The organism is Parapedobacter koreensis (assembly GCF_900109365.1).
Lineage (GTDB): Bacteria > Bacteroidota > Bacteroidia > Sphingobacteriales > Sphingobacteriaceae > Parapedobacter > Parapedobacter koreensis.
In genome coordinates this window covers 1-23,797 of the sequence record NZ_FNZR01000014.1, presented here as the reverse complement: position 1 = coordinate 23,797, position 23,797 = coordinate 1, and the positions used below count along the sequence as shown (strand labels likewise).

Annotated in this window: 18 protein-coding genes; 10 read left to right on the top strand and 8 right to left on the bottom strand. The window is 52.9% G+C overall.

Going from position 1 to position 23,797, the window contains the following annotated elements; translation table 11 throughout:
* The first annotated feature begins 11 nt into the window (after positions 1-11).
* Both rimO and bshC read left to right on the top strand, forming a co-directional pair.
* The gene (gene rimO / locus BMW65_RS22665; RefSeq protein WP_090609169.1) at positions 12-1,346 is read left to right on the top strand and encodes a 30S ribosomal protein S12 methylthiotransferase RimO; all 1,335 of its coding nucleotides are present in this window, start codon (positions 12-14) and stop codon (positions 1,344-1,346) included.
* Between the two features lie 48 nt (positions 1,347-1,394).
* Complete coding sequence (bshC, locus tag BMW65_RS22660) at positions 1,395-2,984, top strand: bacillithiol biosynthesis cysteine-adding enzyme BshC (RefSeq protein ID WP_090609168.1); 1,590 nt, start codon at positions 1,395-1,397, stop codon at positions 2,982-2,984.
* Here bshC and BMW65_RS22655 read toward each other — a convergent pair.
* Complete coding sequence (locus BMW65_RS22655) at positions 2,978-4,297, bottom strand: PepSY-associated TM helix domain-containing protein (protein WP_090609167.1); 1,320 nt, start codon at positions 4,295-4,297, stop codon at positions 2,978-2,980. The two genes, bshC and BMW65_RS22655, sit on opposite strands and share 7 nt — an antisense overlap.
* Positions 4,298-4,434: 137 nt before the next feature.
* On the bottom strand, positions 4,435-5,043 hold the full coding sequence (locus BMW65_RS22650) for a DUF4833 domain-containing protein (RefSeq protein ID WP_090609165.1): 609 nt from the start codon (positions 5,041-5,043) through the stop codon (positions 4,435-4,437).
* 163 nt (positions 5,044-5,206) lie between these two features.
* Between BMW65_RS22650 and BMW65_RS22645 the strand changes: the two genes are divergently transcribed.
* From BMW65_RS22645 to BMW65_RS22615, 7 genes are all read left to right on the top strand, one after another.
* Positions 5,207-6,436: an FG-GAP repeat domain-containing protein gene (locus BMW65_RS22645; protein WP_177181273.1), complete on the top strand. Its 1,230-nt coding sequence runs from the start codon at positions 5,207-5,209 to the stop codon at positions 6,434-6,436.
* A gap of 344 nt (positions 6,437-6,780) precedes the next feature.
* Positions 6,781-9,555 carry a M14 family zinc carboxypeptidase gene (locus tag BMW65_RS22640; RefSeq protein ID WP_090609162.1) on the top strand — a complete coding sequence of 925 codons (2,775 nt, stop codon included), beginning with the start codon at positions 6,781-6,783 and terminating at the stop codon, positions 9,553-9,555.
* A gap of 15 nt (positions 9,556-9,570) precedes the next feature.
* Positions 9,571-12,381 (top strand): M14 family zinc carboxypeptidase, encoded by a 2,811-nt coding sequence (locus BMW65_RS22635; protein ID WP_090609161.1) that lies wholly within the window; start codon positions 9,571-9,573, stop codon positions 12,379-12,381.
* Positions 12,382-12,412: 31 nt separating this feature from the next.
* Positions 12,413-14,677 (top strand): Gldg family protein, encoded by a 2,265-nt coding sequence (locus BMW65_RS22630; protein ID WP_090609159.1) that lies wholly within the window; start codon positions 12,413-12,415, stop codon positions 14,675-14,677.
* A complete protein-coding gene (locus BMW65_RS22625) occupies positions 14,674-15,630 on the top strand; it encodes an ABC transporter ATP-binding protein (RefSeq protein WP_090609158.1) in 957 nt (318 codons plus the stop codon). Before BMW65_RS22630 ends, BMW65_RS22625 begins: the two co-directional genes overlap by 4 nt.
* 1 nt (position 15,631) lies before the next feature.
* A complete protein-coding gene (locus BMW65_RS22620; RefSeq protein ID WP_090609157.1) occupies positions 15,632-17,893 on the top strand; it encodes a Gldg family protein in 2,262 nt (753 codons plus the stop codon).
* 229 nt (positions 17,894-18,122) lie between these two features.
* The gene (locus BMW65_RS22615) at positions 18,123-19,019 is read left to right on the top strand and encodes a hydroxypyruvate isomerase family protein (RefSeq protein WP_177181272.1); all 897 of its coding nucleotides are present in this window, start codon (positions 18,123-18,125) and stop codon (positions 19,017-19,019) included.
* Positions 19,020-19,147: 128 nt separating this feature from the next.
* On the opposite strand, the gene BMW65_RS22610 is transcribed toward BMW65_RS22615, so the two are convergent.
* From BMW65_RS22610 to BMW65_RS22600, 3 genes are all read right to left on the bottom strand, one after another.
* Positions 19,148-20,392, bottom strand: coding sequence for a hypothetical protein (locus tag BMW65_RS22610; RefSeq protein ID WP_090609155.1), 1,245 nt, complete (start codon positions 20,390-20,392; stop codon positions 19,148-19,150).
* A 118-nt stretch (positions 20,393-20,510) separates the two neighbouring features.
* Positions 20,511-20,810, bottom strand: a complete 300-nt coding sequence (locus BMW65_RS22605; RefSeq protein WP_090609154.1) for a winged helix-turn-helix domain-containing protein — start codon at positions 20,808-20,810, stop codon at positions 20,511-20,513.
* Complete coding sequence (locus BMW65_RS22600) at positions 20,807-21,433, bottom strand: hypothetical protein (RefSeq protein ID WP_090609152.1); 627 nt, start codon at positions 21,431-21,433, stop codon at positions 20,807-20,809. The genes BMW65_RS22605 and BMW65_RS22600 overlap by 4 nt, the downstream gene beginning before the upstream one ends.
* A gap of 77 nt (positions 21,434-21,510) precedes the next feature.
* Here BMW65_RS22600 and BMW65_RS22595 point away from each other — a divergent pair, with 77 nt between their 5' ends.
* A complete protein-coding gene (locus BMW65_RS22595; RefSeq protein WP_090609151.1) occupies positions 21,511-22,275 on the top strand; it encodes an oxygenase MpaB family protein in 765 nt (254 codons plus the stop codon).
* 5 nt (positions 22,276-22,280) lie between these two features.
* Here the strand turns inward: BMW65_RS22595 and BMW65_RS22590 are convergent, their stop codons facing one another.
* Genes BMW65_RS22590 through BMW65_RS22580 form a run of 3 tightly spaced genes read right to left on the bottom strand, consistent with a single transcriptional unit; the run spans position 22,281 to position 23,547 of the window.
* The gene (locus BMW65_RS22590; RefSeq protein WP_090609149.1) at positions 22,281-22,661 is read right to left on the bottom strand and encodes a hypothetical protein; all 381 of its coding nucleotides are present in this window, start codon (positions 22,659-22,661) and stop codon (positions 22,281-22,283) included.
* Between the two features lie 2 nt (positions 22,662-22,663).
* Positions 22,664-23,035, bottom strand: coding sequence for a hypothetical protein (locus BMW65_RS22585; RefSeq protein ID WP_143053985.1), 372 nt, complete (start codon positions 23,033-23,035; stop codon positions 22,664-22,666).
* Between the two features lie 5 nt (positions 23,036-23,040).
* The gene (locus BMW65_RS22580) at positions 23,041-23,547 is read right to left on the bottom strand and encodes a GbsR/MarR family transcriptional regulator (protein ID WP_090609146.1); all 507 of its coding nucleotides are present in this window, start codon (positions 23,545-23,547) and stop codon (positions 23,041-23,043) included.
* Positions 23,548-23,797: the final 250 nt, after the last annotated feature.

Genomic DNA, 23,797 nt, shown 5'->3' with positions numbered 1-23,797 from the left:
GCGTATAGCGGATGAAGACGAAACATAGCAAACCGGCCCCCGTAAGGCGTGCTCCCCGTGTAAATGTGGTGACCCTGGGGTGCTCCAAGAATATACACGATAGCGAAGTGCTGATGGGCCAGCTGCGGGGCAACCGCATGGAGGTGGTGCACGAGGCGGCCAATGTCAGGGCGGATGATATCGTGGTCATCAATACCTGCGGTTTTATCGACAATGCCAAGCAGGAGTCCATTGATACCATCTTGCAATACAGCGCGCTCAAAGACGAAGGCCGGGTAGGGAAGGTCATCGTGACGGGATGCCTCTCCGAGCGGTACAAACCCGAATTGCAGGCCGAAATCCCCAACGTGGATGCTTACTTCGGCACCAATGACCTGCAGGATCTGCTCGGCACCATCGGGGCTGACTACAAGCATGAGCTGGTGGGCGAGCGAATGCTCACCACACCCGCGCACTTTGCCTATTTCAAGATTGCCGAGGGCTGCAACAGGCCGTGTTCATTCTGCGCCATCCCCCTCATGCGGGGCAAGCACGTGTCCAAGCCGATGGAGAGCCTGGTGGCGGAGGCGCAGCACCTGGCCAAAAATGGCACCAAAGAACTCATCCTTATTGCCCAGGACCTGACGTATTATGGGCTGGACTTGTATGGCCAGCGCAACCTGGCCGACTTGCTGCGCAGGCTTTCGGACGTAGAAGGCATCGAATGGATACGGCTGCAATATGCCTATCCCTCGGGATTCCCCATGGATATCCTCGATGTGATGAATGAGCGAAGCAACATCTGCAACTACCTCGATATGCCGCTGCAGCACATCAGCGATAATATGCTCCGCTCCATGCGCAGGGGCATCAGCAAGCAAAAGACCATCGATCTCGTCCATGCCATCCGCGACCGCGTGCCGGATATCGCACTGCGTACCACGCTTATCTGCGGATACCCGGGCGAAACCGAGCAGGACTTCGACGAACTGCAACAGTGGGTGGCCGACACGCGGTTTGACCGCCTGGGCTGCTTCACCTACTCGCATGAGGAAAAAACCCATGCCTATAGCTTGGTGGATGATGTGCCCGAAGAGGAAAAGGCGGCCCGCGTGGAGCAAATCATGGAAATCCAACAGGGCATTTCCTACGACGTCAACCAGGCGAAGGTGGGCAATACGTATAAGGTATTGGTCGATAAGGTGGAAGGCGATCACTTCGTGGGCCGTACCGAGTACGACTCGCCCGAGGTGGATAATGAGGTGCTCATCCCTACTGAAGGCCACTACCTGGCGTTGGGCCGCTTTGCGCAGGTACGCATAGACCGTGCGGAAGACTTCGATTTATATGGAACGATTGTCAAATAATCGTTATCAATCGTCGCTTTTGCGGGCAAGCCCTATCTTTGCTTACCAATGAAGGCGACCTATATAGACTACCGCGATACGAACAGCTTTTCCAAAACGCTGTTGGCTTATTTGGACAATGATCCTGCACTTGCTCCGTTTGCGGGCAACCGGCCGGATAACACGGGATTTGCCCAGCAAGTACAGGCCAAGGCTGGAAAGACCGATAGGGGCCTGCTGGTGCAAAGCTTGCATGGTCAATATGGCGAATTGCTGGATCGCCAGCCTGAAGTGGCCGCCAACATCGAGGCGCTGCGGGATGGGCATACCTTCACCGTGACCACGGGGCACCAGCTCAATATTTTTACCGGCCCGCTGTATTTCATCTTCAAAATCGTCACCACCATTAAGCTGGCACGCGACCTCAAAGCGGCTTTTCCGGAATACACGTTCGTGCCGGTATATTGGATGGCCACCGAAGACCACGACTTTGCCGAAATCAACCATGCCCGGCTCCACGGTAAGAAAATCGCTTGGGATGCCCCAGCTCAGGGCGCTACCGGCCGGATGAAAACGGCCGGGATGGCGGATACCGTGCGCCAGTACCAAAGCTTCCTCGGCCTGTCGGCCAATTCCTCCAAATTGGCCAACTTAATGGAAGAAGCTTACCTGCATCACGATAACCTTGCTGCTGCCACCCGCTATGTGGTCAATGCACTGTTTGGCGCATATGGGCTGGTCGTCATGGATGCAGACGATGCTTCGCTCAAGCGATGTTTTGCGCCGTTCATCGAGCAGGATATGTTGGGTGAGCACAGCCATGATGCCATCATGCAGACTTCGAAAGCGCTTGAAGAAGCGGGCTTCGCTACCCAGGTGCACGCGCGCGAAATCAACTTCTTTTACCTTACCGATACGTTCAGGGAGCGGATCGTAAAGCTCGGCGACGGGCGCTACGAAGTGCTCCACCAGGGTATCTATTTTACCGAAGACGAGCTGAAAGCCGAGATACGCCGCCATCCCGAGCGCTTCAGTCCGAATGTCGTGATGCGTCCGCTCTATCAGGAAGTGATTTTGCCAAACCTCGCCTACATTGGCGGTGGGGCGGAGATCGTATATTGGCTGCAATTGAAGGCTTGTTTCCAGCATTACGGGGTAGACTACCCCATTTTGATTCCCCGCAATTCGGCAATGGTGACCGATGACAACATGGCGGTGAAAGTACTTCGCCTGGACCTGACGTTTCGGAGCATCTTTAAAGACACGGAAGAGCTGAAGAAGGAATACGTGAGGCGGCATACCAAGCACCGGCTCAACCTCAATGACGAATGGATGGAGCTCAATGCCATATTCAGCAGGCTGCGGCTGCGCGCGCATAAAATCGACCCCAGCTTGGGGCCAAGTACGGATGCGGTGAAGGCCAGGCTCAAAAAGGCTATCAATAACCTCGAAAAGAAACTACTTAAAGCCGATAAGCGGAATCACGAGGATGCGCTGATCCAGTTGGATCGCATCAAGGACAAGCTATTCCCGGGGGGATCACTGCAGGAACGGTCGGAAAACTTCGGCCTGCTGTATGTGAAGCATGGCGATCGGTTTATTGATGAGCTGCTGCAGCATTTCCGGCCGCTGGATTTCAAGTTTACCATTATCTATTGAGCGACGGCTTGCCGCGCAATGGGCGCTTTCCTGGGGCGTTTCTGCTTTTTCCACATTTTATTGATCCAGATTAGGGTTCCCGTCACGGGCAACGTGGTAGCAATCAGGCACGCGAAGAAGTAAAGTATTTTCGAAAAGGTACCGTATACATTGCCAACATGCAGCGCCTTGATGGAGCCTGCGATGCGTTCATTAAAGGGTTTCTGGGAAAAGATGTCCAGCGAGACGAGCGCACCGGTACGGGTATCCAACGAAACCTTATCACCAGCAGCTGGTGCAAAAAAGCCGATTTTCGTCTTCGTGATTTGGGCAGGAGCGCCAGGACTTGCTGGCAGGGAGATGGCATAGTCGCCGGGATAAGGCAGGTGGGTGTCTGCCGAAGCTATTAGCGCGGATAGGGCGAGTGAAGGGGCTTGTTGCGCCGTATCTGCGGTCGCCGCATGGAGCGCCCTGTCTGGAGCACCGTGGCCATGCGCCATCGCACCGTGCGGCTGTGGCCCCGGCGTGTTGCCCTGTGGCCCCGGCGTGTTGCCCTGTGGCCCGGCCTCGGGCTTATAGGTGCCCAGCGTCTTTTGCAATCCGGTGCGGTACCAGGGAAAAGACCACTGTGGCCCCGTGATGCCCATTACCAAAAGCAACGCCAGCGCGTAAAAGGCCAATGAATTGTGCAAATCGTGGTTGGTACGCTTCCAACTGCGGCCCATCTTTATTTTGAGCCCCTGCTTCCAGTTTTTTACCTTCGGCGGAAACCAGATGACCAGGCCGGTAATGCATCCCAGCGTGAAGATAATGGTGGCCCAGCCGCTGATCATGCTGCCCAGCTGCCGGTTTTCCAGGCCCTCAATGAGGGGCTGCTCGATCTTGTCCAGCAATAGCCAGCGGTGCAGGCTGAACATCGTGCTCATAAAATCCTTGACGGCATTTTTTTCGGTGGACGATCCGAGGAGTTCGCCGGTGTATGGGTTTACGAGGTATGCGGTGCCAAAGCGGCTGTTGTCGCCGGCTGTTCTTACCGTATACGTGTAGCTTCTTTTCGGATCGCTGGGCACGTTTACGGAGCTAACGGCCCCGCCGGAATGGGCTTCCACGTGTTGCAAGAAGGCATCGGGGCTCTTCCGCTCGGCACCCACTGGGGGCGCTACACGATAAAGATGGGGTGTACCCCATTCGGTGAGTTCGGTGTTGAAGACATAAATGGTGCCGGAAAGGCAGACTACAAAGATGATGAGGCCACTGGACAGGCCCAACCAAAGATGGATGTCATTAAATAGCTTCCTGGTTTTTTGCCAGGTACTTCGGTTTGCACTAGCCATGGAAGGTTGCCAATTGTCGTTGGGTTTGTTAGTATTGAAGTAATCTAAATAAAAAGTGCAAATAAACAGATTTAGATCAGAAAAGGGAAATCCTTCGTGTATTTTTATTTAGCGCGCCCATGTGAAGCGTACAAACCTCATGGTTTGATCCGCTCGGACACTTTGGCCATGGTGGCGGTATCGCGCCCGCTGAGCTCAAAGTAGGCGATGTCCGGCTTAAACATGCTGCCCCCGTCGATGCGCACGAAGATGCGGTCCAGGATAGCCTCCCGGCTGTTGATAGTGGCGTATACAACATATGCTTTGCTCTTGTCGCAATACGAAAGCCGCAGTGGAAGGTTTTTGTACGCAGCAAGGCGCAATTCGAAGGCACCATCGCCAAGTGCTTTGTGATCAATGCCGTATGCCATCGTGCGCTGCACGAAATTGAGGTCTTTGCGCACGCCGCCTTCGGTATAGCGAATCCAGTAGACATTTACCGGATCATCGGCATTCACCACGCTGTCTTCCATATTGAGCTGGTAGATGATGGTGTTTTCATCCGGGTCGCGTTGTAGGTAGAAAAGCTGCTTTTTTTCTTTGGGTACCGGTAATCTTTCTACAGTTACTTTTTTGTCAAACTTGTTTTCTTGGGCAACAAGGCCCAACGCGGAAAAAAGAAGGACAATGCTGATGCTGCCCTTGAGCCGGATGTACCGGCCTACGTCATGTAAGGTAGGCTGTTGGAAAAATGAACTTGATAGCATGGTACCCTTCTTTCTTCAAAAATAGTGAAAATTTCTATCAATACTTAACTCCGCTGGCGCGATTATGTTTGGTACAGGGCGTTCGTGCTCATTCACTTTTTTTGCCATGGCAAGAAAAATAGATTAACTTGCATGAAAAAAAACAAACACAATGCACTTAACCTTGAAAAAACCACGCCCCTTTCTCCGGCTGTCGTTCCTTTTTTTTGTGGGCGGCATGGGCGCTTTCTCGTCTTGCACACCGCCCAATGCGATGACGAGCTACTATCACGATGTCACCGCTACCCACGTGCCGTCCGATCCGGAGGCCCATATCCTGGAAGTCGCCTTCGTTGATGTCGATGGGGATGGGGATTTGGATGTCATCGCGGCACTTGAGGCCGACGAAAACAGGCTCTACCTCAATGATGGTAGCGGCAAGCTTACTTGGAAGAAAGGCGTATTCAAAGCGGCCAAGCACGATACCGAACACGTCCGTGCCGCTGATTTTGATGGGGATGGAATCCTCGATGTCGTCTTTGTGGCTGAAGACGACCAGACGCCTGAATATTACCTGGGCAATGGCGATGCGACATTCCGCGATGTGAGCGATCGGCTCTTGGGCATGAGCGAGGGCAATGGGCTGGATGTCGGTGATGTGGATGGCGACGGCTTGCCGGATATCGTGGTGGGCAACTCGGGGGCGGAGGGCCAGGATTTCCTTTGGGTAAATGATCCGGAGCGGCCGGGGTATTTCATCGATCGCACGGCGGAAAACCTCCCGCAGGTGAATGATGCCACGCAGAGCATCAAGCTGGCCGACCTGAATGGCGATGGCTTCCTTGACATGGTGGTGGGCAATGAAATTCCGCCCAACCGGCTGCTGTTTAATGACGGGAAAGGGGTATTCACCGAACGGGCAGAAAACCTGGACCTGCCTGAGCCGTTGGAAACCCGTGAAGCACTGGTCTTTGATGTCGATGGGGATGGCGACCTGGATATCGTATTTGCCAATATCACCAGCAACGGCGGTGTATGGGATAAGAATCCCCGCGCGCGGATACTCATCAACGACGGCCAGGGACGCTTCTCGGACGAAACGGAACAGCGCATGCCCGAACATAAATTTTCTACCTATTCGGCCCGGGAGGTTGATTTCGACCACGATGGCCACCTGGATTTGTTGCTGAGCGCCCTCGCGGTGCCGGGTTTTGGGGAAGAGCAACTGCGGGCCTACCGGAATGATGGAAAGGGGTATTTTACGGATGTGACCGCAGAAGTCATTCCGGAATCCGTCGTAGGACGCAATTGGAACATTACCATCGGTGATCTGGATGGGGATGGCATTGATGATGCATTCGTGGGTGGCTGGGCTTCGCAGGGCCGCCTGCTGCTGGGGAAAGCCAAGAAGTGAATAGAAGTGGACGAGCGGATTGCCTTAAAAAACGAAAGGTTTCCAAACGGGGAGAATGGAAACCTTTACTAACCAATTATAAACCTAAATTATGATGCAACAAAGGTAGTGTATTCTTTACACTATTCAAAATTTTTTTTCATTTTTTTCTAAAATTCCTCACTTTAAAAATTTTAATAAAATTGGTGCTTTGAAGTAATGTGTTCAATGGTTGCCACTTATCGCCATCAAGTTTTCATGATAACCTGCAAAATGATGAAAAAATCAAATCCGATGAATAAGCTTGTCCGACGCGTAAAAGCCGATATAATTTGTATATTGGCTCACCAAATTTCCAATTCATTATGAAGAGATCATTGACCCTATTGGCTTCTGGTGTATTGCTGGTGCACGCCGCAGGTTATGCACAGCAAATCGATGAAGTTTACAACCAAAAAATTAAGGAATACACTACGGATGATCGGTTTTTGCCGTCATCGGTGCTCAACCTGCTAACCGACCCGAACGTACCATCACCGCTGAAGCACTTTGGCGAGATCGTAGGCGCACCGGGCATTATGTACAATACGACGCAGATCTACGGCTATTTCAGTAAGTTGGCGGAGACATCGGATCGGGTAAGCATGACCCAGGTAGGCACCACGGAGGAAGGCCGCCCGATACAGTTGATTGTGATTGCGGATGAGCAGACCATGAACAACCTCGACCATTACAAAGCGCAGCTTGCCAAGCTGGCCGATCCGCGCAAACTTTCACCGGCGGAAGCGGCCACCATCATCGGGCAGGCCAAGCCAATCTATTTCCTCAATGGCGGCTTGCATTCCCCCGAAACGGGTTCGCCCCATATGCTCATGGAGCTGGCCTATCGCCTGGCTACCGATACCGCTGCATCCATCAAGGATATCCGCGAGGGGGTGATCACCATCATAAACCCGGTATCCGAACCCGATGGATGGGATAAGCAGACCGACTGGTACAACCGCTATACCAAGGCCCGCACCGATTGGGATGATGGTATGCCCACCCGGCCTCCCTATTGGGGGAAATATACCGTGCACGACAACAACCGCGACGGGCTTCAGGTATCTCAGGAGCTTACCAAGGCGGCTTACCGGGTGTATTATGAGTGGCATCCTACCGTGCTGCTTGATTTGCATGAATCGGTGCCCCTGCTCTACATCTCGGTGGGCACAGGGCCGTATAATTCGGATCTCGACCCGACCACCATCAATGAATGGTCGCTGCTGGCACAATACGAGATGACGCAGCTGGCCGCACAGGGCCTCCCGGGGGTGTTTACCTGGGGCTTCTATGATGGATGGTATCCGGGATACCTCTTCTGGATAGCCAACAATCACAATAGCATCGGCCGCTTTTATGAAACGTTTGGCAATGCCGGGTCAAATACCTTCCTGCGGGATATCGGCGGCAACTACGCCGGCAAACCGGCGACCAGCCGCGAGTGGTACCGGCCGGATCCGGCGACGGCAAAGGTCGTGTGGTCATTGCGCAACAATGTCAACTACATGCAGGCTGGTGTGTTGGCCGGACTTCGGTTTGCCTCGATAAATAGTAAGACACTGCTTGAGAATTTCTACAAGAAAGGCGTGAAAGCCATCGAAAAGGGGAAAACCGATACGCTAAAGGCGTTCATCATTCCGAAGAAGCAGCGGGATCCTTTCATGGCGGCTTACTTGGTAAACCAGCTCCGGGCGCAGGCTATCGAAGTGCATGAGGCGGCATCCGGCGCAAACCAGGGGGATTACGTGGTCAAACTGGACCAACCTTATCGCAACCTGGCGGTATCCTTGCTCACCAAGCAACAATTTCCGAAAGATGCTGAGTTTCCGCCATACGATGATATCGCGTGGACGTTTGGGTTGCTGTATGGCGTGGATGTGCAGGAGGCCAACGATGTGAGCCGCTATCCGGACAACGTGCTTAAGCTCCTGACGGAAGATACCGTGTATAAAGGAAGTGTGCGCGGCAATGGGTCGACCTATGTCATTCCCTACAAAGCGCAACAAACCGTGCTGCCGAGCCTCTACTGGCTCAAGGAAAACGATGGGAAGGTGAGTTTCGAGGTGCTGGATGCTGAGGTGGTATCGGGTGCCGATACCCTTGGCCGGGGCAGCGTGGTTTTCAGCGGCCTGGGTGCTTCGCGGGCGAATGAACTCGCGGCTGCATTTGGCTTGGATTTGCTGGCCACCGGGACCGCCATCACCGCTGCCAGACATCCGGTGACCTTGCCGCGTATCGCCGTATTTCACACCTGGTCAAACACGCAGGATGAAGGGTGGACACGCTTCACGCTTGAACAACGGGGAATTCCCTATACTTCCATCGATAAAGCTGATCTTAAACAAGGCAAACTGAATGATCGCTTCGATGTGATCCTGGTGCCCCGCCTACGGGGCTCGGGCAAGGATTTCATCCACGATGTGGATAAGAAGTTTGGCCCGATGCCGTATACCAAGACAAAGGAATACCCCTCGCATGGCTATCCCGATGCGACGGATGACATGACCGGCGGCCCTGGATTCGATGGGGTGGCCAACTTGCACACGTTTGTAGACAACGGCGGCACACTCATCACCATGGACAATTCGACATTGATGCTGGCCGAGGTGGGCATTGCCGAGGGGCTAAGCGAGAAGCCCGCAGGCAGTATGCTGCACCCAGGCTCCATCGTGCAGACGCGTGCGCGGATTGCTTCCAGCCCCATTCTGTATGGCTACCCCGAATTATTCCCCATCTTCAGGGGCAACGGGCCGCTGCTGCAGGTAGAAAAGAAAGACCGCGATATGCTGGTGCTCCAATATGGTGTGCCTACCGCTAAGGCGGACATCCCGTATTCGGGCCCGATTTTGGGAATGCCCGAGCAGGAAAAGGCAGTGGCACCGAAAAACTACGCTGCCAAGGATCATCCCTATGTCATCTCCGGCATGGTGCGCAATGAAGAACCTATCCAGGGAGAAGGTGCGGTGTTCAATGTGCCGGTGGGAAAAGGCCGTGTGGTAGGATTTACGTTTGATCCGCTGCATCGGTACTTGAATCACCATGATGCCCCGCTGGTGTGGAATGCGGTCATCAATTGGAACCATTTAGACAAAAAATAAAAGCGCTATTATACCATGAATAGAATTAGTCGTAATGGTGCAGTTAGGTGGCTGCTGGCAGCCGCTATATGCTGTTCGGGAGGCTTGGCGATAGGCCAGCCCATCGATAGGGCTTACAATGAAAAAATACGCGCTTATACCACGGACGCCCGTTTCCTCCCCTCATCGGTATTGGATCTCGTGGATGATCCTGCTGCACCGTCGCCGCTTGATCACTTCGGCGAAATCATTGGCGCACCGGGCATCATGCACAATACCACGGAAATCTACGGATATTTCAAGGCATTGGCAGACCACTCGCCACGGGTGGAGATGACCCGCCTCGGCGTTTCCGAGGAGGGGCGCGATATGCACCTCATCGTCATTGCCGATGAGCAGACCATCCAGCAATTGGCCGCTTATAAGGCACGGCTGGCTCAACTGGCCGATCCGCGGAAAATCACCCGTGAAGAAGCAATGGCCATCATCGGCAAGGCCAAGCCGGTGTATTACCTGAATGGTGGGTTGCACTCGCCGGAGACCGGATCGCCGGAGATGCTCATGGAGCTGGCCTATCGGCTGGCTACCGATACTTCCCAGGCGATTGCCGCGGTGCGCGAGCGGGTCATCACGGTGATCAATCCGGTATCAGAGCCGGATGGGTGGGACAAAATGCGCGACTGGTATTACCGTTATTCCAAGCAGCGCACCGATTGGGATGATGGTATGCCCGCAAGACCGCCCTATTGGGGGAAATACGTGGTGCATGACAACAACCGCGACGGGATACAGGTGACGCAGGAGCTGAGCAAGGCGGCCATCCGGGCGTATTTTGAATGGTATCCCACGGTATTCCTCGATTTGCACGAGTCCGTACCGCTGTTGTACATCTCTACCGGCACGGGGCCGTATAATCCGGACACTGATCCGGTGACGGTAAACGAATGGCAGCTGCTGGCGCAGCACGAGATGACACAGCTATCGGCACAGGGGCTGCCCGGTGTCTTCACCTGGGCATTCTTCGATGGGTGGCATGTGGAGTACCTCGGCTGGGTGGCCAATAACCACAACAGCATCGGCCGCTTCTACGAGACGTTTGGCAATGCTGGGGCAAATACGTTCCTGCGCGATCTGGCTGACGGCCGCTATGCCGGGAAACCGGCTACCGCCAGGGAATGGTACCGTCCCGATCCGGCCACCGAAAAAGTACTATGGTCCTTCCGCAACAACATCAATTACATGCAGGCTGGTGCCATTGCCGCACTGCAATATGCGGCAACGAACGGCGCTACGCTGCTTGAAAATTTTTACCAGAAAGGGGTGAAGGCTGTCGAAAAGGGAAAAACGGGCAGCGTCAAAGCATTTGCCATTCCGGCCAAGCAGCGCGATCCGGCTATGGCCGCTTACCTTGTAAATCAACTGCTGATTCAGGGTATCGAGGTGCACCAGGTGACGCAGGGGGAAGGCATCGGTGATTATGTGGTGCTGCTGGACCAGCCCTATGGCCCTTTTGCGAAGACACTGCTGTCCAAACAGCAGTATCCCAAGGATGCGGAGCACCCCCCGTACGATGACGTGGCATGGACGTTCGGCTTGCTCTTTGGCGTTGATGTGCAGGAGCTTGCTGAGCCGAAATACGAAAGGGCAAATTTGCAGCTATTGGATAAGGAAGTCGTGCACCGGGGGAAGGTGGTGGGTAGCGGCGCTTATTATTACCTTCCGTATAAGGCACAGAACACGGTATTAGCTGCGCTGTATTGGCTGCAAAAGCAACGGCCTTCGGCCAGTGTGGCGCTCATTGAGGAAGACCGGGTGGTGCCAGGGGGGCTGGATAGTATTCCGGCGGGCTCTATTGTATTCGAGGGCATCTCCAGCGACGATGCTACCGCGATAGCTACTGCCTTCGGCTTGGATCTCGTTGCCTCCGCGTCAAAAGTGGAAGCCAGGCAACGCCCGGTAACCCTGCCAAGGGTAGCGGTATACCACAGCTGGGCTTATACCCAGGACGAAGGGTGGACGCGCTATACTTTGGAGCAACGGGGTATCCCTTATACGTCCATCAACAAGGATCACCTCAAGGCCGGCAACCTGCGGGAGCAGTTTGACGTGATACTGGTGCCCAGGTTGCGTGGAGGCGTTACGGATTTTATCCACGAGATTGACAGGAAGTACGGCCCCATGCCCTATACCAAGACGGATGAATACCCCGCCCATGGTTTCCCGGATGCGACGGACGACATCACCGGTGGGCCGGGCTTCGAGGGGGTAGCCAACTTGCAGGCATTTGCCGAGCAGGGCGGAATTATCGTCACCATGGATAATTCGTCCATGATGGTGGCTGGCACGGGTATCGGTGGTGAATTGGGGGTGAAGCCTACTTCGCGGCTTTTCCATCCGGGATCGGTGGTGCAGGCGCGGGTAAAACAACGGGGCAATCCGGTGTTCTATGGGTATCCGGAGCTGTTCCCTGTATTCCGTGGCAACGGCCCCGTGCTTGCGGTGGAAAAACGCTACCGGCAGGATATGCTATTGCTGCAATACGGCGCACAGACGGCCAAAGTGGACGAGCCTTACCGGGGGCCTATCCTGGGATTGCCCGCACAGGAAAATACACCGATTGAGGCGGCTACTGCCGTTGACGCGTCGAAATACCCCTATGTGCTGTCCGGCATGGTCAGGAATGAAGACGAGATCATTGGCGAAGGAGCAATCTTTGACGTGCCCGTTGGCAAAGGGCGGCTGCTGGCCTTCACGTTCGATCCGTTGCACCGCTATCAAAACCATCATGATGCCCCGCTGGTGTGGAATATCCTCATCAATTGGGATCACTTAAAGGCGAGCCAATAATCCGCAAGGATATTTCATAGCTTTGCGCATCATGGGTAAAGTATACCGGATAGCAGGGTTGGAGCTGAAGACGTTCTTTTACGCTCCGGTGGCGTGGCTGTTGCTGGTTGTCTTTGCTGTGCAGGCGGGTCTGGTGTTTGCTGATCTGCTGGGTGCGCGCATATTTTCCCAACAACTGGGCGGTGAACTGCCCTCGCTCACGCAGGATGTCTTTGGTGGAAGCAGCGGTTTATTTGCCACGATGCAAAGACACCTGTATCTGTATATGCCGCTGCTCACGATGGGGCTGGTAAGCCGCGAAGTGCACAGCGGCTCCATCAAGCTACTGCTGTCGGCACCCGTGACAACGCGGCAACTGGTCTTTGGTAAATACGTAGCCATGCTGGTTTTCGGGCTACTCTTCGTCGTCCTTTTGCTGGCTCCCATCGGCGTGGCGGGTATGGCTATTCCGCACCTTGATAGGGGGTATCTTGCCGCAGCCCTTCTTGGCTTATACCTGTTGCTGGCCGCCTATGCGGCCATTGGGCTGTACGTCTCGAGCCTTACCCGGTACCAAGCCGTAGCGGCCATCGGGACGCTCGCTGTACTGGCTGGGCTCAACTATGTGGGTGAGGTGGGCAGCGGCGTCGACGTGGTGCGGGACATCACGTACTGGTTTTCCATGCGGGGCCGCACGGGCTATTTCCTCAAGGGGCTCATCAGCAGCAAGGACGTCTGTTATTTCCTGCTGGTGATCAGCCTGTTTATCACGCTCACCAGCATGAAGCTGGATGCGGATCGGGCATGGCGTGCTGCGTGGGTGCAGGTAATACGCTATGGCTTGCTGCTGCTGGTCGTGGTGGGACTGGGATATGCCAGCTCCCGGCCTGGTATGCAGTATTATGCAGACGCTACCCGCTATGCTACCCAGTCATTTACCCAGCGGAGCAAAGAAATCATCGCCCGCGTGGACGAGCGGGTACAGCTCACCACCTATGTCAATCTCTTGGGCAACCTTGCCCACATCGGGTCGCCGCGGTTCCGCAACTTTGACCAATCCAACTTGGAACAAATCCGACGGTACCTGCCCCAGTTGGAACGGGATTACGTGTATTTCTACGACACCACGGATACTCGCCTGGATCCGAATATACCCCTCCGGGAGCAAGCGCTCCGCCGGGCGACGGCTTATGGATTTGATATGGCTGACGTACTGCCACCATCCGCCATCCGCCAGCGGGTGGACCTATCGGCAGAGCGCAACCAATTTGTGCGGCTGCTGACGTACCGGGGCAAGACTACGCCATTGCGAATGTTTCATGATATCGAGGCGTATCCGGGGGAAGCCGAAGTGATCGCCGCCGTCAAGCGATTGCTGGACAAACCATTGACCGTGGGAATGCTTACGGGCCATGCCGAACGCAGCCCTTACCGCGATGGCGATAAAGACTACCCGCCGCTTATGACGGCACTGAATACCCGCAGGGCCTGGATCAATCAGGGGGCTGAGGTGACAACCCTTGAGGCCGATAGCCCACGGCTGCATCCTGACAGCTTGGATGTGCTTATCCTGGCCGATCCGCTGGTGCCTTATACTGGCGAGCAGCTGGCCAATATCCAACGCTATATCGCGTTAGGGGGCAACCTGTTGCTGGCGGGAGAACCTGGCCGCCAGGCTATATTAAATACGATCAGTGAGCCTTTTGGGGTGCGGTTTGCTCCGGGTAAGCTCTTGCAGGAAAGCAAGGACTATGAGCCGGATCTCATACAGGCCCGATTCAGCGGCGGCATCAGTGGCTTGGGGTTTTCTGTGCCTGGTGATACCGTCATTACCATGCCCGGTGCGGTGGGCCTTGTGTACCGCGATACGGCCGGGTTTGTTACCGCGCCCGTATTGGAGACCGACGGGCGATACACCTGGAACAGGACGGCCTCGTTTGACCTGAAAACGGGACGGGTCGTGTTTGATCCGGCTGTCGACCGGAAGCAACGTGCGATCGTTGCAGTGGCCACCGTGAGGCAGCTGCCGGGTAAAGAACAGCGTATAGTCGTCACGGGTGATGCCGATTTCCTGAGTAAGGGTGAATGGTCACGGTACAACGTCCGGACGGGCAACGCTGAGCTGGGTACCCAATTGCTGCGTTGGTTTAGCCATGGCGAATACCCGCCGGATACCCGGCGGCCTGCCCCGATAGACAACCGTATTCGGTACGATAAGGCACAGTTTGCGGGGGCTCGTGTCCTGACAGGGGTACTACTGCCATCTGTGCTGGCCTTGGGGGGCACGCTTATCATCATCAGAAGGAGGAGAAAATGAGTACATCCAAGAAGCCTGTAGCTGCGGCCATTGCCCTGCTGGAACACTTGTCGCACCGGTATGCCCGTGAGTGGGCCATCCGCGACATCAACCTGGCCATCCCCGCACGTGGCGTGCTGGGCTTGCTCGGTTCCAACGGGGCGGGCAAGTCTACGACCATGAACATCCTCTGTGGGGTGATCAATCAAACGGAGGGCGAGGTTTACATCGACGGCATTGACCTGCGGAAACATCCCGTGGAAGCGAAGCGGTGCCTCGGGTTTCTTCCGCAGAAGGCACCGCTGTACCCGGAGCTTACCGTAGACGAGTACCTGCGCTATTGTGCCTCCCTGCGGGATGTTCCGAAGGCTGCGATAGGGCGAGCGGTGGAGGCCGTGAAGGCGCAATGTGGCCTTGCGGCGCATGGCCGCCGGTTGCTTGCCAACCTATCCGGAGGCTATCAGCAGCGGGTAGGCATCGCGCAGGCCATCATCCACAGCCCTAAATTGGTGGTGCTCGATGAGCCGGCCAATGGCTTGGATCCCAACCAGATTCAAGAGGTGCGCAAGCTTATCCGGCAGTTGGCCGAAGAACGGGCCGTCATCCTATCGACGCACATTCTGTCCGAAGTACAGGCGACGTGCGACCGCATCGCCATGATCGAACGCGGGCGGATAGTCTTTGATGATACGCTATCGGCATTCGATAACCATGTGGCCCCGAATAGCTTTATTGCGGTGCTCGCCCATCCGCCCGCTACGCTGGAAGCGTTGCGCATCCCCGACATCATCGCCATTGAGCAGGTAGATCCCCATCGCTTCCGTTGCCGCTTTGTGGGTGGATCGGACATCACGGCGGCATTCATCGCACGGGCGGTGGCGGCGGGATGGGGACTGACGGAACTCTACCTGGAGAAAACATCGCTTGACGGTATCTTTTATCAATTGTCAAAGCAGGCTGCTCAGGATCACTGATATGCGGAAGATCGGTCGGATAGCGCGGTTAGAGCTGGCGGTATTGTTTTATTCGCCCATTGCCTGGTTGTTGCTGGTGGTTTTTGCCGTGCAGGGAGGGATCACCTATACCGGTATACTCTATGCGCAAGAAACGGCCCAGCAACTGGGGCGGCCGCTGAATGTGCTCACGCGGGTTTTATTTGCGGGCGAGGAGGGGCTGCTCACACAGGTATCTACCTACTTGTACCTCTACGTGCCGTTGCTGACGATGGGCCTGCTCAGCCGTGAAATCGCCAGTGGATCGATAAAGCTGCTTCAATCGTCGCCGGTCACTTCGGTGCAGGTTGTGCTGGGCAAGTTTGCCGCAATGGCGGTATATGGACTATTGCTCTGCGGTGTCGTGCTGCTGTACTTGCCGGCGGCCTGCTGGTCGGTGCAGGCACTGGATGTGCGCTTTGTGCTGGCGGGTATCATGGCGCTTTACGTGTTGTTGTGCGTATATTCGGCCATTGGGCTGCTGCTATCGAGCCTTACAGGCTATCCACTGGTGGCGGCCGTGGGCACATTGGCCGTATTGGCGGCTTTTAATCATGTGGGTAGCCTCTGGCAAGGTACTGATGTGCTGCGCGATATGGCCTATTGGCTGTCGCTCTCCGGTAAGGTGGAGGGGCTTATCAATGGGCTCGTGACCAGCAGGGACGTGCTTTATTTGGTCGCTTTGGTCGCCTATTTCCTTAGCCTGACGATCGTGAAGCTATCCCATAGCCGGCAGCATCGCCCTTGGTATCGCCGTATGACCGTCCATGTATCCCTATCGGCACTGTTGGTGGGCATTGCCTATTGCAGTTCGCGCTCGCCGTTCATCGGGTATTGGGATACCACGCGCATACAAGACCAAACGTTCAGCACGAAATCCCAGCAGCTGCTCCAGCGACTGGAAAAGCCCGTAAAGCTCACCACCTATACCAACTTGCTTGATCGGAATGTGGCATTTGGCGAGCCCAGCAACCGGATTAGCGACCAGCGCCGTTTTGAACGCTTACAGCGCTTTCTCCCGCACATGCAGTTGGATTACATCACCTATTACGACTCCGTACCGTACGGACTGGATACTACGCGTACCTTAAAGGAGCAGGCTCGCGAAGTGGCAGGTGTACGGGGCTTTGATTTTGATAGGGTATTGTCACCCGCGCAAATCCGGAGGCGTATCGATTTGTCTGACGAAGGCAATACCTTTGTGCGCATGCTGGAATATGACGGCAGGTACACCCCGCTCCGGATGTATGACGACCTTTTCCAGTACCCCGGCGAGGCGGAAGTAATGGCCGCCGTCAAACGGCTACTGGACGGTCCCACCCCCGTATGGGTGCTTACGGGCCATCAGGAACGCAGCTTGGATAAGGCGGCGGATGGTGCTTATCAACTGGTGGCTAAGGGGCGCGCTGTCCGTGCTTCGCTTATCAACCAAGGTTTCGAACCCCATGTGGTAGACCTTCGGCAGGTAGCTGCCATACCGGCCACCCTTGGCGCACTCATCATCGCTGACCCCCTGGAGGCTTATGGTGCTACGGAACTCACTAAGATAGCTGCATACATTGCCGGGGGCGGTAATCTGCTGCTTGCTGGAGAACCCGGCAAGCAGCACCTAATCAATCCCATTGCTGAGATGCTGGGCATGCGGCTGGGGGAAGGTACGGTATTGCAGGAGAGCGCTTATAACGAACTGGATAGAATTGAAGCCCAGTTTGCACCGCAGGCGGATAGCCTTGGGTTCGGCTTTTTTGAAGGGGCAACGGTAGGCATGCCCGGAGCGGCGCCGTTGGAAGTGGTCGATAGCACACATTTTACGGTGGTGCCGCTGCTGACCAGCCGCCCCGCTTCGTGGCGGAAACTTGGCCCGTTTGATCTCGCCAATGAGCCCGTGGTGTTTGATTCCACACAGGATGCCCGTGCGCAGCACCTGCTGTTGGCCGCGTTGTACCGTCGGGTAGGTAAGCGCGAGCAGCGCATCATCCTGTCAGGCGATGCCGATTTCATGGGAAATCGGGAAATCGCCCAGCGGTATGGTGTACAAAATGCCAGTTTTGTCATCGGGCGGCTATTCCGGTGGTTTTCTGATGGCGAATATCCCTATAGTCCCAATACCGAACGGGCGACCGACCGCACCATCACGGTAGGCCGCACGCAGATCAAGCAACAGCAGATCTTGCTTATTGCCGTGGTGCCCGCACTGATCGCTTCCATCGGCGTGATGATATTGATCCGCAGGAGGCGTCGATAATATTCAGGCAGGGACTAAAAAACGAAAGGTTTCCAAACGGGGAGAATGGAAACCTTTACTAACCAATTATAAACCTAAATTATGATGCTACAAAGATAGTGTATTTTTTACACTATGCAAAAAAAATATAAATTTTTTTTGACGTGGCCGGCAGCGGGTGATTCGTGAGCGACAATTGCATATCCGAGCGGCTTTTAGTAAGTTTGACACATCGCAAAATAATGAACCAATGAAACCCACACCTCAAATTTGGTCAAGAAGAAGTGCTTTGAAAGCCGTCGCTGCCTCCGGAACCGCAATGCTGGCCAACAGCATGTTTCACCGCATATCCGCTGCCGAAACAGCCCTCCCCTTTGCGTTGCAAGGTAAAATCAATCATTCGGTTTGTCGGTGGTGTTATCCGTCCATCCCGTTGGCAGATCTCTGCCAAGCAGCGAAGGACATGGGTATATCGGGTATTGACTTGGTGGGGCCGGATGAATGGCCGGTGCTGGAGCAATATGGCCTGCATGCTGCTTTGCCGCATGGGGCCGGTAAGGGCATTACGGAAGGGTTCAACGACCCCAGGCTCCACGATGAACTGGTAGCGAACTATGAAACGATGATTCCCAAGGTTGCCGCCGCCGGTTATGATCAACTTATCTGCTTTTCGGGCAACCGCAACGGGCTGGATGATGAGCAGGGCATCAGGAATTGTGCCAGCGGCTTGAAACGGTTGATGGATACGGCGGAAAAGCACGGCGTCACCTTGGTGATGGAGCTGCTGAACAGCAAGGTGGATCACCCCGATTACCAATGCGATCATACGGCCTGGGGCGTGGCGGTATGTGATGAAATGGGATCCGAACGCTTTAAGCTGCTTTATGATATCTACCACATGCAGATCATGGAAGGCGACGTAATTGCTACCATCCGGAAATACAGCCCTTACATTGCGCATTACCACACCGGGGGCGTGCCCGGCCGGAATGAAATTGATGAGACGCAGGAACTCAACTATCCGGCTATTATGAAGGCGATTGTAGAAACGGGGTTTAAGGGACACGTAGCCCAAGAATTTATTCCCAAGCGGCCGGATCCATTGGCTTCCTTGAAACAAGCGATAACAATCTGCGATGTGGGCTGAACATAAAAAAAGTCTCCAAACGGGGAGGATGGAGACTTTTTTAACTAACCAATTATAAACCTAAATTATGAAGCTACAAAGGTAGTGTATTTTGTACACTAAGCAAAATATTTTTTAAAAAAATTCCATTAGGCAAAACCGAATAATAGTGGAAATAGAAAGGTCACAATCATTGCCCAAAGGCAATAGACGGGCAGATAGAATGCAATGACTTTGCCGACCGCGCTGGTATCTGCTTTTTTAAACAACACCCTGAAGAGTTGTATGGTTACAAGCAGGAGATTGACTAAAATCAATGCATTGGCACCCAGTACCGCCGCCCTGTTGGGGGTGATTCCCCATTCCGAAATCCGGAATGAAATGGCAGATAGCGCAATACTATTCGCGATGATGGTGACCACGGCCAAGAGGAAAAGGATCCAGATCGCTGCCCGGCTTTTGGTTGCCTTGGTTGTTTCGGCGATAGCGAAAAAGATGAGGGCCATGACACCGACTAACAATGCATTGAAAATCAGCAGGAATTCGCGGTCGTTGTACGGATCTTTGCCCGAATAGGCCGTTGCTATGAGGTAAACGATAAGCATGACCAGCACCAATGGGCTGAATATTTTGGCAATCACCGGAGAAACCTTGCCTACGAGCTGTGGATTGGTCCGGGTAAGGTAAGTGCCTACAAGGGGCGCGGCTGCAAGCCCGACAATTCCCACATTTTTAAAATAGAATTCACCAATGTTAAAACCAATCAACGAGAAAAGCCCAACGGTAAGACTGCTTAGGATTGCACCAGACAATAGGATGAGGGCCATCATGACGAGCAGATCCCCGTTGTACGTCAAAAAGCCAAGCCGCTTTTCGCTGTCATTTCCCACCTTGCCAACGAAAACGATACCCAACATCGACCATAGCACAAACGGAAGATGAAGGCACGATAGCAGTAAGGTGTCGCTTTCCTTTTCATTGGGAAGAAAGTTGATGACGAGCAGGCCCACAAGCATGATACCGGCAGGAAATAGCATTTTTTTGGGTGACAGCCTATTCTTCCAGGCAAAGTAAGCCGACAGCAGTGGAAAAACAATGAAGCCCGTGTTTCGCGTGTAAAAAAACGCTTCGTCTACCGGCAGGAAGGCGGGTAGTTTTGCAAGCAATCCCGCAAGCACGACGGCAATGAGCACGGTGATAAGATCTTTGCTGCTGCCCCAGGAAATATCCCCGTCGACATAATTTAGCCGCTCATTCCAATAGTCGGCAAGGATGCGGTCTTCGAGCTCCGGATACAGCGACGTGAACGCCCGCTTAAAACCTGATTTGTCTGCCCGGTACAACTTCTCAAGTTGTTTGGGGTCATTGATATGGATAAGAATTTTGTCCTTCATGATGTTGCTTTGATTGTTGTTTAACTGATTTTTAGCTGTTGTGAATTATTTTATTAAAAGAACTTTGTAATTCAAAGTATTTGGCGAAAAAAAAGGCCTATGCATGATCATGATGTTGTTATTTATGCGTGTTGATTAATTTTTCCAAGGCTTTCAGGTGGTCGTCAAAGGCATTTTTCCCTTCTTCGGTCATAAAGTATTGGGTATTCGGCTTTTTGCCGATGAATGATTTTTTTATGCCGATAAACGCTTCTTTCTCCAAGGCTTTGATGTGGCTCGCCAAGTTGCCATCGGTCAAATCAAGGAATTCTTTCAATGAATTGAAGTCGAGCATATCATTGACCGCAAGTGCTGACATGATGCCCAGCCGGATCCTGCTTTCAAAGGCTTTATGTAAACCATCAATTTGTATTTTCACCGCTCGTACTTGTAATGGAGATAAATGCCGTAAATAATATGCAATAGCCCGAAGCCCAGCGCCCAGAACAGCAGGCCGTAGCCGATGAAGTATGCACTGATGAGGCCGAGGCCGATCTCGATAAGCCCCAATGTCCGCACTTCTGCGTAGGTGAATCTGCTGGCATTATACAGGGCCAGGCCATAAAACAGGAGTGTAAGCGGCGCGATGAGGCCTATCAACCCGTTGGCGATCAGCACAAGGATGAGCACCCCACCGGAGACAAGCGGTACGGACATACTGGCCAGCAGCCTTTTGGATGTGGCGTTCCAGGCTTTTTCTCCTCGTTTATTGGCTTTCTTGTAAGAAAGGAAAATAGCCGTGCCTATGGCCAAAATGAGTATTGACACGGCCAAGACGAGGACACCCGATATCGAGGCGTACCCCTTTCCGGATACCGTGGCATCGTAGTCCAGCTGCCCAGGATTGAAATCGTGGAATTGGTGTGCGATATAAGCTCCGATGAGCGCATAGCAACCGGCCATGATACCCGCCCAACCCGATAGCGACAGAAATTTGGAGGTACGCTCCATCATGGAACGTATCTCGGCAAGGTCTCGGATGTAATCCTTTTCTTCTTTCATTGTAGAAAGTACTTTTTTTTTCAAAGTTAAATAGAAATTGTAAATTTGCAAGAATTGGAAGAAATATTTTAGTGCATATGGCGTATTTTGTGGGTAAGGAGTCAATCGTCCGCCGGATCTGGGGAAATGGGGATGTGATCCTATTGGTCTTTGCGGGAGCGGCTGCGGAATTTGCTTTGAACAAAGCTGTGGATTGGCTTTACTTTACGGGGCGTCTTCCTGCTGATCCGCTCAAGCGGTTGTTTTCCACGGTTTCTTATGCACGCCAGATTGTGTTTGCCACCGATGATGGGGCAATGCATGCCATCGACAAGATTTCGGCTATCCATAAAGGGGTGGAACAACAACGGGGGAAAAGTATCCCCGATTGGGCTTATCGTGATGTTTTATTCATGCTGATCGATTATTCCATACGGTCTTATGAGCTACTGGAAAGGAAATTGAGCCTGGAGGAAAAGGAAGAGGTGTTCAACGTTTTTCGGCGTGTGGGATCGCGTATGGAAATCGGCGATTTGCCTGCGGACTATCAGCAATGGTCGCTCATGCGGGCGGCAGCGCTGCACGAAAACTTGTTGAATGGCGATTTTACCAAGGATCTTTATCGCCAATACAGGGGGCATTTGGGTTGGTTGAGGTACCTGGTTTTAAAACTAGCCCAAGCGCTGCTGGTTCCCGCGAAAGTAAATGAACTGCTGGATCTTGGAAACAGCCCTTTTGCGCTCATCATGTTGAATTTGTACAAATGGAGCCGGGTAATCCGGATCAAATCACTACTGAAAAATGCGATACTCCCGCCTGCGTACAAGAAGGAGATTATCGCATTGGACATGTACCGTGGCTGATTGGTTTAGTGTACAGGCGTGTCGGCATTAAGCCTACGTTGCTTAGCTACACGTTTGCCTCGGAAAAACAGGTACATGTTGAGGAAAAGCGTCAGGCCTAAGTAAATACTGAACCCACCAAGTTTGAGGGAAAGCACTTCGATAATTTCCTGTGCAGAGAGCAGGGTGTACCCAATCTTAAGGATGTACAATGCAAATCCGACATTAAGCAGGTAAAAGCCAATCTTAAAGAGGCTATTGGTAGCCATTGCCACTTCTTTTCTTCCGGCAAAGATATCTTCCATATAGACGATACTGTTTTTGAATAACGTATGTGCCACATATAACGTGAGTGCAATGGCCAAAGGCAAATAGATAATGTAAGCAATGATGATAAGATTTTCCATGACTATGGGGTTTTTGTTTGAATATGTGCGTGTATGAAACGTTTGGACAACCAATAAATGAGCGCAATGTTAAAATAATGCGTGACGGCCAGAATAAGCACGAGTAAACCAGTCTTCTCTGCAATGGAATACAGCAACACGTTCATATTAGCTACCGGTTGCCAAAAGCTAAATTGGATAATAGCATAGCCTATATTAAACAAACAATAGGCTACTAAAAGTAGGTTGTTGGTCGTATCTGCGAGCGATGCGTTGCCTTGAAATAGGCGAAGGATAAATACCCGTCCATTTCGATGACAAAACCTACCTACGCTGATAATAATGTAACTGGTTACAAGGCCGTAGATGAAATAAGCGAGGATATTATGGTTCATAGCTGTCATATGAGGGCTTTCAGTAATTTAAGCAACAACTCGCTACGGTTGGATTGAATAAGCTTATCTGCAATTTTGCTCAATTGGTCAACGAATGATTGAATACCCGAAACCACCTCGTAGAAATCCTTCCCGTCGTCGGATCGATCAGCTTCAGTTGCTTTGCGGATGTCGGCTAGTACCCCCATGACAGGGTCTATTTCCCGTTGTTTGCGCATCGAAGCAATTTTCATTGCCCATTTGAAAATGTCTTTTTCTGCTACAAAATACTCCTTACGGTCGCCCGCGATTACCTTCTTGTAGATAATACCGTAGTCCACTAATTGACGAAGGCTCATATTGGCGTTGCCACGTGATATCTTGAGCATGTCCATGATTTCATCCGTGGACAATGGATTGGTGGAAGCCAGCAGTAAGGCTTGTACTTGTGCAACTGATTTGTTGATGCCCCATTCAGTGCCTAAGGCACCCCAGGTATCGATGAATTGCTGTTTGGATGCTTGTAAGTCCATAACGATTTATTTTTTGATAGGACAAATGTAATTGAAGTTTCTGTATTTTCAAAATATATTGAAAATAAAATAACAACAGAAATGTCAACTGATATCAATGTATGCCTTACAGGCAAAAAAGTAAAAATAAATTTGCTTTGTTGCTATAAATATTAGTATATTTCCTCTATAAATTAAAAACACAAAACAAACCACTCTCTGTACTAAAGAGAGATATAAAAGAATTTCCTCTACGAGCTTAAAGACTCAA